Here is a 14,796-nt window from a genome sequence, read left to right as displayed (position 1 = left end):
ATATTTTTATTCAGACTTAAAAATCTCCGATCTTTCCGAAACTCCATTCGCATTGAAAGCTTCGATCTGGAAATAATATGCATCCGCTCTGTCGGCTCCGGTGAAGAAATATTCATTTTTACCATACACCATAATGCTTCCGTATAATTTCTCTGGAGATTTCCCCCAATAAATCACGTATCCGTCTGCATCAGAGTTCTGCTGCCATTTCATCCAGATGCTTCTTCTTTCGCCGTATTTCTTAGGATCAGATCTCAACGGAACAAAACTCTGAACTTTTCCGGGAACTGCTCCTGCGCCTTTTCCAAAAACTCTGAATCCGCTTAATGCAAATTTTCCGGTGGGCATTTTCAGATTTTCCATTTTCAGAAATCTCGCTTTTGCAGGTTTTTCCAGCTCTACATAATCATGAGGAACATCTTTGTTGTTTTTGCTTTTATCCACAATAACATTCCATTTTTTACCGTCATCCGAACCATAGATTTTATACTGATGCATTTTGCCCAGCGTTTTTCCCATAAACTCAACATCCTGATCGGCATAATTGATCTGAATCGCATTGATGGTAGAAACCTCTCCTAAATCCGTCTGAAACCACTCTCCGGAATTCCCTGTTTTGGCACTCCAGTACGTTTTAATATCTTCATCCACCGCATAATTGGAATGATAGCCACCTAAAGTGGATGAAACCTGAACCGACTTATTGTAATTCAGCAGCATCCATCCGGCAAAAAGTCCTTTAGAGAAATCTTTTCCCTGTGCATATTGCGGAAGATACGTCGGATAATCTCCGTAAGCCGTGTTGCAATACATTACATCATCTTTATCAAAACCGGCAGGCCAGATTCCCAAACGTCTTTCAAAATTGTTTTTGGTTGAAATAAAAATAGTTGAAATATGCCACCAATTTTTATAATTATCCTCAAACGTAGCACCGTGTCCTGCTCCTCTTGCAAAACCTCCCGGTTTGTAAGAAAACGGATTATGCTGTTGATATTCAAAACCTTCCAAAGGCTTATTACTCACATAAACTCCGTCCGAATATCCGCTGAATTCCGTTGCAGGAGCTCCGTACTGAAGATAATATTTACCATTATGCTTCGTCATCCACGCTCCTTCTACGAATGGCTGTAAGAAAACATTGTCATTATATTCCCCGAATCTTTCCCAACCATGATCTTCCGGTTTTAACCTGATGGTCGGCTTTACAAAACCTTCGGACTGAAGGGTATTTACTTTTACTTCGGTTCCCAACAATGGCCATTCGTTGCTTGATCCCCAATACAAGTACAGCTTGTTTTTGTCTTCATCATAATGAAATGCGGGATCCCATGCTCCGACTTTTAAAGTATCGACGGCAATTTTCCAGTCGTCTTTGGTAGGATTGGTACTTTTCCAGATCGGGAAATCCTGTTCCCATGTAGATCCGAAAACGTATAACGTATCTTTCATTGCCCAAACTGCAGGAGCGTTCAGATCGTGGGTATATTTATTGTCTCTCAGAAATTTTCGGTGAACAAACTTCCAGTCGAGCATATCGTCGCTGTACCAGTATCCTTCCTGATTGGTGGAAAAAAGAAAGAGCTTGTTTTTAAAATTAACAATCACCGGATCGGCTGTTGCACGGTGTTTTCCCTGTTTTGAAAAAACTTCGAACGGAGTATACCCGTAATCAATATTAATCGGGTTACAAAATGTCTTCTGCTGAGCATTTAAACTGAAAAATCCCAACAAAAGCATGAATGAAAGGAGGCACTTCTGCATTTTCATATGTTTTAACTTTGAGGACAAAATTAATTAACTTTTTTCGGTTTTCTCCAAATAAAGCCATCCAATAAGTAATGCGTAAGCTGAGGAACGACTAATAAAGGAACTAAAAACTGAAACCAGTCTAAAGAAACATTCAGATGTAATAAAAAATGTTCATTCCAAACCAATATTTCCCATAAAAACTCTTCGAAAAATGCAAAAGCAAGAATGACGAGAATAAACAAAAATATCCCGAAGGTAGACTTGAATAAAGAAAGACGGTTTAGATTTTGATCTTCTTTTTGTTGAATTTCTCTGATGTAAATTAAAGCAATGTAAGGAATTCCGTGTGAAATGACATTCAGGAAAGTGAAAACCAAATCGTTGTTGAAATAAACAATTCCGAAATACCACGAAAGATAAGTCCCTGAAATTAACGCAATTTTCGGAATATTAAATTGTCTGGTTTTAAAAATTTCATAAACCGTTTTTACGATCCAAATCATTAAAATCCCGAAATATAAAATCTTAATGACTGATATATAATCCGGAAGATGCTGAAGCCAGTTGAATTCATTTTGTACAAACCACGTAAAAGCTCTCGGTGTTTTAAACCAATACAACATCGGAAAAATTGTGGCAGAATACACCGCAATTTCATCCAATTTTTTACTCCAGTTATTGGGTTCAAATCTGGCATAAATTCTCATGAACCCATATTGCTGCCTTATAAAATGAAAAACAGCAATTAAAGCCAACACCGACCAAAAGGTAAGACTTCCGAACTGGTATAAAATCAATCCCAAAATCCAGCTCAATGCAGGAATTCCATAGTACAACAGTTTTCTTTTCCTGATTTCTTCTTTAACGAAATACGTTTTAAATAAGGTTGAATACACATGCGCAACATCTACGAAAACAATCAGGAAAAGCCATGTGTAAAAGGAATAATGATTTTCCAGCCCCTGAATCTGTTTCTGAAATAATAAAACGACCAGCAAAATAATGAAAGGCGGCGATAAAATAAACCAGCCGTCTGTTTTTGCGTTATGGATCCAAGGTTGTTTCATTTTTATTTTTGGGGAAACCTTATAGGTTTTAAAAACCTGTTAGGTTTGGTTTAAATTTATATTCAATTTATTAAGATCGCTGCATCTGTTTTGCGGTTCTCCATCCCTGATAAAATGCTTCCTCGAAAATTGAAATTCCTGAAAGATCAGAATGGGCAAAGAAAACTTTTCCGTCAACCGGCTGTTTTGCCATTTCGGAATTTCCAAAAATCTGGTTCGGAACCGGCGCAATCATCGCATGACCGATTTTATGGAACTGCATTTCCAGGATAAAATCTTCGATCATAGGATGGGCTTTTTTTAAATCTTCCAAAACAAGGCTTTTCAACTGTTCTTCTTTCAGACTGTATAATTTTTTTCTTGCTTTTTTACAGTCATTGGTGGAAAAACTTCTGTAGTAGGTAATCACTTTTTCACCCATAATCTGGTTTACATTCTGATGCTGATCGTAAATATAACCTAAACCATCAGAACCGTAAATTACGTTATCCCAAGCCAATTCTTCATCTCCACCGAAATCGTTTTGTAAAGTAATTGTTGTTAAAAGCCACGGAACATAGTTAAAATGTTCAGCTCTTTTATTGTTGAATATTCTTTCGTTGACGAATTGAGGAGTCGCAAACAGAACTTTTTCAGCAATGATCTTTTTTGTCTTTTTTTGAATATTGTCGAAACTTAAAACCTCAACATCGCTATCCTTGATCTTCACATCAAAAACCAAATGATTCTGTAACAATTTTTCTTTTGTATATTTTGAAAAATGTTTTGCCAAACGAGCATTTCCTTCCGGCCATGTGAAAACCTGATCTTTGTATTTTTTGCTCCAGTTGTTTTTTCTTCCTGCGAAATAATGAATTCCCGCCCAAGCCGAAACGTAATCGATTCCCAAACCATAATCGTCGCGACAGGAATAATCTAACAGCCACAGTAATTCTTCAGATGCAAAATTTTCGTGTTTCAGCCAGTTTTTGAAAATAATTTTCTCTAGTTGTAAAACCTCATCTTCCCGGCTGGAATCGTGAACAGGAATGGCAAACCAATATTTTCCTTCCGCATCTTTTTTGTGCTGAAAGTGATCCATCATTTTAAAAAAACGGTCGAATTCCGCTTTTGTTTCTGTGGAAATTCCGTTTTGCGGAACGATATCATTTTGCCATGAATTTTTAAAAAACAACCGTTCCTGTTGCGGAAAAGTCATCTGATATTCGTCTAAAATCGGATCGCCGTTTTCATCGTCTCCCTGATAAATTTTGCAATCTTTCAGAAACTCGATGATTTCAGTATTTTCTTTATTCGGCAATGGCAAATAATGCGCTCCCAAAGGAAATTTTGAAAATTTGTTCTGTCCGTTGGAAGAGTTTCCGCCTAAATGATTTTCCATTTCGAGCAACAGATAATTGTTTTCCTGATTCTGACTGAAAAATCTACACGCCGAAAGTCCTGAAATTCCTCCGCCGACAACAAGGTATTTTGTGCGAATTTCTTCCGTAGGTTGAGGAAAATCTTTTGCCCAGAGTTTGTGCCCTAAAATATGATTGGTTCCGGTGATTTTTAGCAATAACGATTTGCCTTTCTTACTGCAATAGTGTAAAAAAGGAATCATGAGACTGCCTAAGAACAGGGTTTTAAGGAAATCTTTACGTGAAAATTGAGTGGGCTGAGTTGGCAAGATTTAATGGTTATTTTGAGATGCTTTCGTAATTGTCATCGGGATTCTGAAAATTGTTGATAATTCTTAAAATATAGAGAACATCTGCTCTGAGATCACAAATCATGGTATTATGTTTTGTTAAAAGGAATTTTCTATACTTGGTATCTTCATATTTTTCAAAAAAGACTTTTCCTGATTCTAAGATTGTAATTGCATTCTCCAGCTTATCGTAAAAATTCAACAAAACCTTTTCATTCCAATTTTGCAGAAGAAATTCTCCAATATTGTCAATATCCTGTTGAGCTTCTTCAGTTATTTCGACTCTTATCATTCTTAGACTGTATCAAATTTTTTCTTTTCTCTGCTAAAAATTCTCTGAAGGAAACAGTTCTGCCATTTTCAATATCTTCTTCAGCCCTTTTTAAAGACTCAAGAATCTCTTCATGGGTTTCATTTCTATAAACAGGCTCCATTACTTTAGCAATAGAAAGCAGTTCTTCGGAAGTAAATCTTTTTTCTTTCATTTTTTTAAAAAAGGTCGGCTTTTTGATCCCTGTTTTTTCAATAATGTAAGAAATTTTAAATGGTGAATCTTTCAGGATCTGATCGATGTTGTTCTGGATTTCTATATATTTTTCAATTTCAGCTATCATTTTTTTATAATTTAAATATCAATTTATGATACAAATATAATAAATAATTGACACTTTTCTACTGAACTTTACCCCATTCTTCATCAAAATACCGTACTAAAATCTGGTTATCCAATCGATTGACTTCGATATCTTTGGTTTTCATATCTTTTGTAAAGTAAGAGAGTTGTGAAAAATTATAATCATAAAATTTCAGATTCGGAATTTTACGGTAAATTTTATTGTTGATCGGCTCAAAAGAAGCCATTGAAAATCCCCATTCTCCGAATGACGGAACATACGTGTGATAAGCGGAAGTAAAAGGAAAAACCTGATTAATTGTTTTCTCAATACACCAGAAAGATTTCGGGGCAAAGTAAGGAGAAGTTGTCTGAACCACAATCTTTGTGTCTAATGTAGTCAGTCTTTCCAGCTCTTTGTAAAACTGTAAAGAATATAATTTTCCTAAACTGTAATTGGAAGGATCCGGAAAATCGATAATGATGACACCGTACTTTTTTGAGTTTTCTTTTACCCAGATATAAGCATCTTTGTTGATTACTTTCAGTTTTGGATTGGATAAAGAACTTTGATTCAATTGGCGCATGGTTTCATTATTCCTGAAAAAATCTGTCATTTCTCCATCCAAATCGACCAGAGTGATGTCTTTTACTTCTTTGTATTTTAAAACTTCCCGAACTGCAAAACCGTCTCCACCGCCGAGAATTAAAATATGATCGATCTTTTTAGCCATCGACATCGCAGGATGAACCAACGCTTCGTGATAACGGTATTCGTCTACTGAAGAAAACTGTAAATTATTATTCAAATATAATCTGAATTCACGGCTGTTTCTGGTAAGAACGATTCTTTGGTACGGCGAACTTTTGGTGTAAACGACATTTTCACCATATAATTTTTCTTCTGAAAATGATAAAATTCTGTCCGAAAAAATAAACAGAATAACAAGCAAAAGAAAGGCTCCGATTGATTTAACTCTTAATGAAACTGGTTTTGAAAGTTCTTTTTTCAGATAGAAACATAAAAATATGGCAATTGAAATATTAACCAAGCCAAAAAACAAAGGGGTTTTTACGATTCCTAGCTGCGGAATCAAGACCAGTGGAAATAAAATGGAAGCCAGCAACGCTCCGATATAATCGAAAGCGAAAACATTGGATACCAAATCTTTAAACTGAACCCTGTCTTTTAAGATATTCATTAAAAGCGGAATTTCTACTCCAACCAGACAGCCTGTAAAAAATACAAAAAGGTATAAAACGGCTTCAAAATGAGCCAACGTATTAAACAGAATAAATAAAACCACAGAACTGATTCCGCCGATGATCCCGACCAGAATTTCAATTTCTATGAATTTATCAATTAAATTTCCCTTAATGAATTTGGCAAAATAGGATCCGACTCCCATCGAAAAAAGATAGACTCCGATGATGAAGGAAAACTGTTTTACGGAATCGCCCAAAAGATAGCTCGCCAAAGCTCCCGCCACCAATTCGTAGATCAGTCCGCAGGTTGCGATGACAAATACCGAAAACATCAACAGCAGTTCAAGAGGAATCCTCTTTTTATCCATGAATTGCTGCGCTTATGATCATTGATATCCCGATAATGAAAGCTCCGAAAATAATCGCCAACGCAGTATTTTTATTGTGAGCGATTTCGTGCCATGTTTTTTCCGGCGTTATTTTTTCAATAATTAAATAACAAACCAGCAATATGGCAATTCCCAGAAAGGAATAAATCACTGAATTGATGACCGGTAAAAAGTTGATCTGATCCATAATTTTAGATTTTATTTGTGATAGTATCTGTAATATCCCACTCCGGAAGAGTGGTGTCTTCTTGTGGTTCCGTCTCTGTAGGTTTCTGTTTTTTCGCAGTCGCAGAACTGGTTGCCGTCAAAAGTGAGATAAGTAAACCAGCCGACAAAAAAGACTCCGATAAGACAGAGAATCCAGTGTTCTTTTATGTAATTAATAATAGTTTCCATCGTTTATGAGTAGGTGTAAGGTGAATTTGAACTGTTGAACCATTTTGATCTTTCGAAAGATTTTCTTCCGAACCAGACTGCTACAACAAACGCGATGATAAACAAAAGAATAAACACAAAATTCCTGAAGGAAACAGGAAGCCATTCTGCCTTAATTTTAACAGATTTATTTTCGCTGACTGCAGAAGTAGTAGTTCCGGCTGCAAGATTGGTATTCAGAAGGGAGTCGATATCCGCTTTTCCCAAAGTCTGATGAACAAACTGTCCGAGGCTGCTTACTGTGTCTTCCTTAATCATTTTTGAGCTACCGAAAGCCGTTGTTTCCATCGTATTGTTGTTGGTAACGTTAATGGTTCCGTTATTATCTCTCGATAAGGTTAAACTTCCGTCTTGGGTTGCATAATATGATGGAGGCATAACCTTTGGAGATTCCTGTTTTTCTGCCGAAATAATAAAGTGGTATTTTCCGGGAGCAACTCCGCAGAAATTAAAACTTTCATCCCGTCTTCCTTCGCTCCAGTTTTCACCGTCTTCATAACCGTGGTATTCTTCGATGTCTTTTGAAGCAAACACAATTTCGTTGGTTTTCTCGTTCACCAATCCTAAGCCGACATTTGCCCATGAATTATCCACATTGGAATATACCTCAACTTTTAACGGGGCAGAACCGCCTGATAAATCAAAGCTTTTGCTGACCATTTCTTTATTGCGGACATCTGCAAAATTAATCTCCTGCTCGAAAACCGATTTATTGGTTCTCGTCCCAACGACATATAACTGAATCAGGCTGATTAATAAAGCTGAAACCGCCATAATATTAATGGTGTGTTTTACATTTACATAAAACGGCTGAACAATTCCTATTCCTGAATAATTGGGAAGGTTAGAAATTCCGAACGCTTTTTTTACTTTGTATTTTGAGATATGTTTGCCGAAGAAGAATTCATTTTTACCTTTAGAGTGTTCATGCGAAATCATCTGAGTCGCATTCACATATTCCTTGTATGTTGCCAGTCCGAAATCCAGTTTATCTTCAAAAAAACCTGCTGCAGAATGAATAGCGCATTCTGTAGTTTCGTACCAACGGAAATTTCTTCCATGCAGTTCCATTGCTTTTCCGTTCAGTTTTTTCTTTACATCCATTGCATTAATGGTATGAAGAAAAGTCCAGTGTCCATCGCTCTCACTTAAGAAAGCATCTTCTCCCTTTGTATCTTTTAAATAATATTCTCTCCAAAAGATACTTGTTCCGTATTTGCGGATGATAATTCCTGTGACGGTATATTCTGTATTGTCGATGATTCCTTTCTGCCCGATATCCAATACAACATTTTCTGTAGGAACTTTGATGTGTTTCTGATGTTTATTATTTTCGACATCAATAAGATAAGAACAGGTATTGCAGACGTATTCTTTTATATCGAAAGTAAGATCCAGATTATTTCCGGATTCGCAGGCGGGACAAACGTAAAACATTTTTTATCTGTAAATTTTGTGTTTCTGAATGGTTTTAGCTTTAAAATATTCTATTACTTCATCTGCAATTTTTTCAACTTTTTCTGTGTTATCCTGCAGATAATTACAGAGAAAAACATCAAAAGTGAGTTGTTTAAATTCCGGCCACGTATGAATACAAAGGTGGGATTCTTTAAGGCAAACCGCGGAAGTAAAGCTTTTATTTTCAAAAATATGACTGGTAATTCCTACAATTTCCACGTCTTTTGTTGCGAGCATATTTTCGGTAAATGCCAAGAAACCGTCACCGTCTATTAACAAAGCTTCTGACTCCGTTTCCAAAGTCAGAAGAATATGTAAACCTTTGCTGGTTAATGATTCCAATTCAATGTATTTTCAGCAAATATATTATTTTTTTGGTAAGAAAACTTCTGCAAGCATACAACGTGCGCTTCCGCCTCCGTTTACTTCAATTGTATTTAAATCTGAATAGATAATCTCACAATACTTTTCAATTGCTGAAACTTGATCCTGATGTAAGGATTTATAAGCGGTTTCACTCATTACCAAAAATTTCTGTCCGTCTTTATTACTTACCTGAAGCATATTTCCGGCAAACTGCTGCATCTGCTCTTCAGAAATTTCAATGATTTCTTTTCCTGAGTTTTTAATGGTTTCAATGACTTTGCTTCTTTCGAGTTCATCATCTATACAATCCAGACAGATTACCACAAATTTATCTGCTACACACATCATCACGTTGGTGTGGTAAATCGGAAGTCTTTCTTCTCCAACGGTTTGGAATGAATGGAAAACAACCGGCGTAAAACCGTACTTTTCGCAAAATTCTCTGAACAGGTTTTCATCCAGTCTTAAAGAAACCGAACCGTAAGCAATTTTGTTATCGTGATCGAAGATCATGCTTCCTGTTCCTTCCAAAAAATGTCCCTGTGTTTCCGGAAAAGACCAGTCGTCGATTTCAGCGACTTCAAATCCTTGTTCTTTAATGATTTCGATGATATCGTCCCTTCTTTCCACTCTTCTGTTGGAAGCAAACATCGGATATAAAACTACTTTTCCGTCTTTGTGAAAACTTACCCAGTTGTTCGGGAAAATTGAATCCGGAGTGTGTGGATCTAATGTATCTTTTACTGTGATGACGTTAATTCCTTTGCTTCTTAATTTTTCAACAAAAGCTTTAAATTCAGACAAAGCTTTGAACTGGGTATCGAAACCTTTCTGCTCTACCTGAAAATAATTGTTCTTTGCCGTTTCTGCATTAAATCCGAATGCAATCGGCTCTATCATTAGTACTGTATCTGTTGTCTGCATACTTTGGGTTTGAGGGTGTTTTGGGTTTGAGAGTCTGAGTGTTTTAGTGTTTTAGTGTAAAATTACTACTCATTCTTATTTTGTGAAAACGAACACCATTTTCCAGACTGACTCATCATATTTACCAACATCCCGATTATTTGATTGTATTGTTTATTTAAACTAATAAACTGTTCTTCATTTATATATTTGCATTTCCATGCGTACAAGAGCCATGTTTGGGTTTCTCTTGCTTCTCCTTCCGAATCTGTAAGCTTTGCGACGAAAGATTTTTCATACTTTCTTTTCCCCCAAGCCTCGCTGATATTTGCCGAAACGGATCGTGATGAACGCCTTATTTGATCTGTAAGAGAGTAGAGTTCTTCTTTAGGAAAAGATTTTGTGAGTTCAAAAATTATCATCGCAAATTCTACTGACTTTTGAAACACCTTTAAATCTTGGTGAAATTTAATTGTTGACATCTTTGTATTTTATACTAAAATAAAAAAAAATAACAACAACTCAGCCCCAAAACTCCCTAACTCTAAAACACTCAGACTCTCAAACTCAACTACTCTCTAACAAGCGGCATTGTCGAGCAACGTAAAAGTCCTCCCATTTTAGAAATCTCACGGTACGGAATTTCTTCAACGGTCATTCCCCATTCGTTTCTGAGGTGATTATTCATTCTGGTGAATGCTTTATCGGAAACTACGATTTCCGGAGAGATTGAAAAAATATTCGGGAACATTTCAAACATTTCCTCCGCTGTAACGTGGAAACAGTTTTCTTCACCGAAAATATCAATAATCAGGCGGTAATCGCTCTCGTCTACAAATCCGTCTTTGTAAATAATACATTTATCTTTTCCAATGGGGTTGAATGTACAATCCAGATGTAAAATTCCTTCGTACGGTATTCTGTCGTTCTTTTTCAGTTCCAGATCGATGATTCTTTTTTTAGGAAAGTATTCTTTCAGAATTTCGATGGCGTATTCGTTGGTTCTTGCCGTTTTATAACTTCTGTAATCTTCACTGAAACATGTTCCGATGAACAGAAAATCGTCCCAGACAATAACATCTCCACCTTCAATGTGTGCTGTTTCCGGAAGATTAATTATTTTTCTCCACGCCACTTTTTCAAAAACCGTTTTATAAGCTTCCTGTTCGTCTGCGCGGTCTGCAATAACATTGGAAATGATCATTTTATCATCGATTACAAAGGCGACGTCTCTTGCAAAAACCTGATTGTAATCTGCAATGATGTCCGGACGAAGAACTTCTACGTCATATTTTTTTAAAACCGCTTCAAAAGCGTTCATTTCATGGATGATATCCGATTCTTTCGGATAGATGTTATTTTCGATAGAATGATACGATTTTGCATCATAACTTTCCTCTAATGTAGGAACTGCTCCCATTGAATTGGGTTGTCCTAAAACCACTGATTTCAGCCTGCCCGTTTCGTTTTTTATATTTAGCTTCATAAAGATTTATGCAATGCTACAAATATAAGTAAAGGACTGAATCTGGGAAACTTTTGTCCTGTTTTTAGGCGATCTGCGCAATATAAATCTATGAAATAATCTTCTTACAGTTTTTTACTTCAGCAGATTGATAGACTAAAGCATTTATTCACTTAAATAAGCGATTTTATCAGATAATTTTATTCACAATAATTGGTTATGAATTATTTTTTGATAAAATGTAAAAAGTTTTAATTAAAATTCCTACCTTAGTGATATAATTTTTGTAGAAATTAAAACATAAAACATTAACAATCAAACACCAAAAACATCATGAACACAAAAAAAGCCGTGCTTTTAAAAGCACAAAAATTAGGCAGAGAAGAACAAAAATCAATTATCGGAGGAGCATCTGCTGCAAGACGCTGCTGCGAATATGATTTTGAAACAGGAAAATGTACACTCTGGACTTGCGACAGATGTCAATGTCCATAACAGAAAATTAGACTTAAAGCCTGCTTTTGAAGCAGGTTTTATTTTTTATGCCCTTTAAAAAGAAGCGTATATTCATTTATATTAAATAAAAAAAATCCCAAAGCAAGCTTCAGGATTTTTGTTTATAGTAAGATATTGATTATCTGTTAACCATATCGATATAGTCTCTTTTTGGAGCCCCTTGATAAACCTGTCTTGGTCTTCCGATCGGATCTCCTTTCAGTCTCATTTCTTTCCACTGAGAAATCCATCCCGGTAATCTTCCTAAAGCGAACATTACGGTGAACATTTCTGTAGGAATTCCTAATGCTCTGTAAATAATTCCTGAATAGAAATCTACGTTTGGATATAGTTTTCTTTCTACGAAGTATTCGTCTTCAAGAGCTACTCTTTCCAACTGCATTGCAATATCAAGCGCTTTATCCTGAATTCCTAATGCATTAAGAATATCATCAGCAGCTTTCTTGATGATTTTTGCTCTAGGATCGAAGTTTTTGTATACTCTGTGTCCGAATCCCATTAAACGGAAGTTATCGTTTTTATCTTTAGCTTTCGCAATGTATTTAGATACATCTCCTCCATCTTTCTCAATCAGTTCAAGCATTTCGATAACCGCCTGGTTTGCTCCACCGTGAAGTGGTCCCCAAAGTGCAGAAACCCCAGCAGAAACTGAAGCGAAAAGACCTGTATGCGCAGAACCTACCATTCTTACTGTAGAAGTAGAACAGTTTTGCTCGTGATCTGCGTGAAGAATTAATAATTTATCTAAAGCACCTACTACGACAGGATCGATTTCAAATTCCTGATTTGGCATTCTGAAAGCCATTTTGTAGAAGTTTTCTACATAGTTCAGGCTGTTGTCTCCGTGATTAAGAGGCAATCCCTGAGTTTTTCTGTACGTCCATGCGCAAAGGTGAGAGAATTTTGCAATTAACAATTCTGCAGCATGATCCATTTCTTCTTTAGAGTTTACATTAACCGCTTTTGGATTAAACGCTGTTAACGCAGAAGTTAAAGAAGATAAAACTCCCATTGGGTGAGCAGAACGAGGGAAAGCATCCATGATCTTTTTCATCTCCTCTGCTACGAAATTATATTTTTTAATGTTTGATTCGAAAGAATTGTACTGATCCTGAGAAGGCAATTCCCCGTGTAATAAAAGGTACATTACTTCTGTGAAGTTGGATTTCTCAGCGATCTGCTCGATCGGATAACCTCTGTAGAATAATTCTCCTTTGTCTCCGTCTAAGTAAGTGATGTCACTAAGTGTAGCTCCGGTGTTCTTATACCCTAAATCAAGAGTGATTAGACCTGTCTGGTCTCTTAATTTTGAAATATCGATTCCTCTGTCTCCGATAGTACTATCCACAATTGGATATTCATATGAATTACCGTCGTAATTCAATATTACCTTGTTGTCTGACATTATTTAATTTATTTTTTTCTAAATATACTACTTATTACAAAATACGGCAAACTAAAAATTTCGCTTGCCGTTATTTATAAATTCGATTAATTATCTTTTGATTTTAAAAGCTTCTAAGCCCGGGAAAACTGCAGTTTCGCCAAGAGCTTCTTCAATTCTCAACAGCTGGTTGTATTTCGCCATTCTGTCTGATCTTGAAGCCGATCCTGTTTTAATCTGTCCGCAATTCATTGCTACTGCCAAATCTGCGATTGTAGAGTCTTCAGTTTCTCCTGATCTGTGAGACATTACAGAAGTGAATCTGTTGTTCTGTGCCATTTGAACCGCTGCCATTGTTTCAGAAAGGGATCCGATCTGGTTTACTTTTACCAAGATTGAGTTTGCAATTCCTTCTTTTACTCCTCTTGATAGTCTTTCAACATTGGTTACGAATAAATCGTCTCCTACCAATTGTACTCTGCCTCCGATTTTATCGGTTAACATTTTCCAGCCTTCCCAGTCATTTTCCTGCATTCCGTCTTCAATTGAAATGATCGGATATTTCGCTGCCAATTCAGCAAGGTAAGAAACCTGCTCGCTGCTTGAGAACTGAGCGGCATCCGGCGTCTGGAATTTTCTGTAATCGTAGATTCCGTCTTTGTAGAATTCGGAAGCAGCACAGTCAAGAGCCAACATAATATCGTCACCCGGCTTGTACCCTGCTTTTTCAATAGCCTGAAGTAAAGTATCCAAAGCATCTTCTGTTCCTTTGAAAGTTGGTGCAAAACCTCCTTCATCACCTACCGCAGTAGACAAACCTCTTGAGTGAAGAATGGATTTAAGATTGTGGAAAATTTCCGTTCCTTTTCTCAATGCGTGAGAGAAAGAATCTGCTTTTACCGGCATGATCATAAATTCCTGAAATGCAATCGGCGCATCGGAGTGAGAACCTCCGTTAATCACGTTCATCATCGGAACAGGAAGTGTGTTTGCATTGACACCGCCAACATATTTATACAAAGGCATTTTTAGTTCTGCTGCTGCTGCTTTAGCTGCTGCCAAAGAAACACCAAGAATTGCATTTGCTCCAAGATTTCCTTTATTATTGGTTCCGTCAAGATCGATCATAATCTGGTCAATAAGATTCTGATCGTATACAGGAAGACCTACCAACTCGGGCGCAATCACTTCTCTTACATTCTCAACCGCTTTAAGAACTCCTTTCCCCATATATTCTGAACCGCCGTCGCGCAATTCCACCGCTTCATGTTCTCCTGTAGAAGCTCCGGAAGGTACTGCAGCGCGTCCCATCGCACCACTTTCCGTGAATACATCTACTTCAACTGTAGGATTTCCTCTTGAATCCAAAATTTGTCTCGCTTCTATGTAAGAAATGTAACTCATTGTTCGTTTTTTTATAGTTCAGACAAATTTAATCAATTTTTAACTTTTTAAAGCAAATGAATGGGAATTTATGGGGTTATTGTGAGTTAAATTTTAGTTAATTTTAATTATTTATAAAATATTGATCATCAAATAAAATCATCTCTAC

At 36.5% G+C, this 14,796-nt stretch carries 16 protein-coding genes; 1 reads left to right on the top strand and 15 read right to left on the bottom strand.

All coding sequences use genetic code 11. The features are described 5' to 3' along the window. Positions 1-6: 6 nt before the first annotated feature. From PFY09_RS15340 to PFY09_RS15280, 13 genes are all read right to left on the bottom strand, one after another. Entirely contained in the window at positions 7-1,764 is a 1,758-nt protein-coding gene (locus tag PFY09_RS15340) for a discoidin domain-containing protein (protein WP_271160261.1), read from the bottom strand. A gap of 29 nt (positions 1,765-1,793) precedes the next feature. Continuing rightward, positions 1,794-2,819, bottom strand: coding sequence for a hypothetical protein (locus PFY09_RS15335; RefSeq protein WP_271160260.1), 1,026 nt, complete (start codon positions 2,817-2,819; stop codon positions 1,794-1,796). A 70-nt stretch (positions 2,820-2,889) separates the two neighbouring features. Then, positions 2,890-4,377, bottom strand: coding sequence for an NAD(P)/FAD-dependent oxidoreductase (locus PFY09_RS15330; RefSeq protein WP_271160259.1), 1,488 nt, complete (start codon positions 4,375-4,377; stop codon positions 2,890-2,892). Positions 4,378-4,498: 121 nt separating this feature from the next. Then, positions 4,499-4,801 carry a type II toxin-antitoxin system RelE/ParE family toxin gene (locus tag PFY09_RS15325; protein ID WP_271160258.1) on the bottom strand — a complete coding sequence of 101 codons (303 nt, stop codon included), beginning with the start codon at positions 4,799-4,801 and terminating at the stop codon, positions 4,499-4,501. Then, positions 4,779-5,123, bottom strand: a complete 345-nt coding sequence (locus PFY09_RS15320) for a hypothetical protein (RefSeq protein WP_076391904.1) — start codon at positions 5,121-5,123, stop codon at positions 4,779-4,781. Before PFY09_RS15320 ends, PFY09_RS15325 begins: the two co-directional genes overlap by 23 nt. Before the next feature lie 58 nt (positions 5,124-5,181). Beyond that, complete coding sequence (locus PFY09_RS15315; protein ID WP_271160257.1) at positions 5,182-6,696, bottom strand: polyamine aminopropyltransferase; 1,515 nt, start codon at positions 6,694-6,696, stop codon at positions 5,182-5,184. After that, entirely contained in the window at positions 6,689-6,904 is a 216-nt protein-coding gene (locus PFY09_RS15310; RefSeq protein WP_271160256.1) for a DUF350 domain-containing protein, read from the bottom strand. The genes PFY09_RS15315 and PFY09_RS15310 overlap by 8 nt, the downstream gene beginning before the upstream one ends. An 11-nt stretch (positions 6,905-6,915) precedes the next feature. Next, the gene (locus tag PFY09_RS15305; protein WP_228423024.1) at positions 6,916-7,113 is read right to left on the bottom strand and encodes a hypothetical protein; all 198 of its coding nucleotides are present in this window, start codon (positions 7,111-7,113) and stop codon (positions 6,916-6,918) included. 3 nt (positions 7,114-7,116) lie between these two features. After that, the gene (locus PFY09_RS15300) at positions 7,117-8,589 is read right to left on the bottom strand and encodes a DUF4178 domain-containing protein (protein WP_271160255.1); all 1,473 of its coding nucleotides are present in this window, start codon (positions 8,587-8,589) and stop codon (positions 7,117-7,119) included. Positions 8,590-8,592: 3 nt separating this feature from the next. Next, complete coding sequence (locus tag PFY09_RS15295) at positions 8,593-8,952, bottom strand: S-adenosylmethionine decarboxylase family protein (RefSeq protein ID WP_271160254.1); 360 nt, start codon at positions 8,950-8,952, stop codon at positions 8,593-8,595. A 24-nt stretch (positions 8,953-8,976) separates the two neighbouring features. Beyond that, complete coding sequence (gene ctlX / locus PFY09_RS15290) at positions 8,977-9,900, bottom strand: citrulline utilization hydrolase CtlX (RefSeq protein WP_271160253.1); 924 nt, start codon at positions 9,898-9,900, stop codon at positions 8,977-8,979. 65 nt (positions 9,901-9,965) lie between these two features. Further along, the gene (locus tag PFY09_RS15285; RefSeq protein ID WP_271160252.1) at positions 9,966-10,361 is read right to left on the bottom strand and encodes a four helix bundle protein; all 396 of its coding nucleotides are present in this window, start codon (positions 10,359-10,361) and stop codon (positions 9,966-9,968) included. An 89-nt stretch (positions 10,362-10,450) separates the two neighbouring features. Next, positions 10,451-11,365: a dimethylarginine dimethylaminohydrolase family protein gene (locus PFY09_RS15280; RefSeq protein WP_076391890.1), complete on the bottom strand. Its 915-nt coding sequence runs from the start codon at positions 11,363-11,365 to the stop codon at positions 10,451-10,453. A 312-nt stretch (positions 11,366-11,677) separates the two neighbouring features. Between PFY09_RS15280 and PFY09_RS15275 the strand changes: the two genes are divergently transcribed. Then, on the top strand, positions 11,678-11,839 hold the full coding sequence (locus PFY09_RS15275) for a hypothetical protein (protein ID WP_235133022.1): 162 nt from the start codon (positions 11,678-11,680) through the stop codon (positions 11,837-11,839). A gap of 139 nt (positions 11,840-11,978) precedes the next feature. Here PFY09_RS15275 and PFY09_RS15270 read toward each other — a convergent pair whose 3' ends face one another. Continuing rightward, positions 11,979-13,265, bottom strand: coding sequence for a citrate synthase (locus PFY09_RS15270; protein WP_076391888.1), 1,287 nt, complete (start codon positions 13,263-13,265; stop codon positions 11,979-11,981). Positions 13,266-13,355: 90 nt separating this feature from the next. After that, positions 13,356-14,648 carry a phosphopyruvate hydratase gene (gene eno, locus PFY09_RS15265; RefSeq protein ID WP_271160251.1) on the bottom strand — a complete coding sequence of 431 codons (1,293 nt, stop codon included), beginning with the start codon at positions 14,646-14,648 and terminating at the stop codon, positions 13,356-13,358. Positions 14,649-14,796 lie beyond the last annotated feature (148 nt).

It is taken from the genome of Chryseobacterium gambrini (assembly GCF_027920505.1).
In the GTDB taxonomy this organism is placed as follows: domain Bacteria; phylum Bacteroidota; class Bacteroidia; order Flavobacteriales; family Weeksellaceae; genus Chryseobacterium; species Chryseobacterium gambrini.
The sequence above is the reverse complement of the archived record's forward strand: the minus strand, read 5'-3'. Positions and strand labels throughout refer to the sequence as shown.